Source organism: Arthrobacter sp. SAFR-044 (assembly GCF_051965175.1).
Classification (GTDB): Bacteria; Actinomycetota; Actinomycetes; order Actinomycetales; family Micrococcaceae; genus Arthrobacter.
The window spans coordinates 1-997 of sequence record NZ_JBQCMK010000036.1; the positions used below are offsets into that span (position 1 = coordinate 1).

The window sequence follows — 997 nt, forward strand, 5'->3', positions numbered from 1 at the left end:
TGGCACCTGAAGGCCGGAAGATGCTGCGGATCGAGCAGCGCAACGCTGCGGTCCCGGTGGAGCGCAAGCCCGAGTGGATCAAGGCCAAGGTCCAGATGGGCCCGGAATTCGTCGGGCTCAAGAACCTGGTCAAAAAAGAAGGCCTGCACACCGTCTGCGAAGAAGCCGGCTGCCCCAACATCTTCGAATGCTGGGAAGACAAGGAAGCCACCTTCCTGATCGGCGGCTCCGAATGCACCCGCCGCTGCGACTTCTGCCAGATCGACACCGGCAAACCCTCCCCCGTGGACATGTTCGAACCCACCAAGGTGGCCCGCTCCGTCCAGTCAATGGCCCTGCGCTACGCCACCGTCACCGGCGTCGCCCGCGACGACCTCGAAGACGAAGGCGTCTGGCTCTACGCCGAAACCGTCCGCAAAATCCACGAACTGAACCCCGGCACCGGCGTCGAACTGCTCATCCCCGACTTCTCCGGCAACCCCGACCACATCAAAGCGATCTGCGACTCCGCCCCCGAAGTCTTCGCCCACAACGTCGAAACCGTCCCCCGGATCTTCAAAAGGATCCGCCCCGCGTTCCGCTACGAACGCTCCCTGGACGTCATCACCCAAGGCCGGAACCACGGGATGGTCACCAAATCCAACCTCATCCTCGGCATGGGCGAAACCCGCGAAGAAATCAGCGAAGCCCTCCGCGACCTCCACCAGGCCGGCTGCGACCTGATCACCATCACCCAATACCTGCGCCCCTCCGAACGGCACCTGCCCGTGGACCGCTGGGTCAAACCCCAGGAATTCGTGGACCTCCAGCACGAAGCCGAAGAAATCGGCTTCCTCGGCGTCATGTCCGGACCTCTGGTCCGCTCCTCCTACCGCGCCGGCCGCCTCTGGGCCACCGCCATGCGCAAAAAAGGCCGCGACATCCCCGCCAACCTCGCCCACATCGCAGAAGGCATCCAGGACTCCGGCACCACCCGCCAGGAAGCCGCCACCCTCCT

General features: G+C 64.4%; 1 protein-coding gene. It reads left to right on the forward strand.

Annotated features, from left to right (window positions below; translation table 11 throughout):
* The coding region (lipA, locus tag ACTHQS_RS21025; protein ID WP_440172739.1) for a lipoyl synthase at positions 1-997 on the forward strand (997 nt) is incomplete at both ends.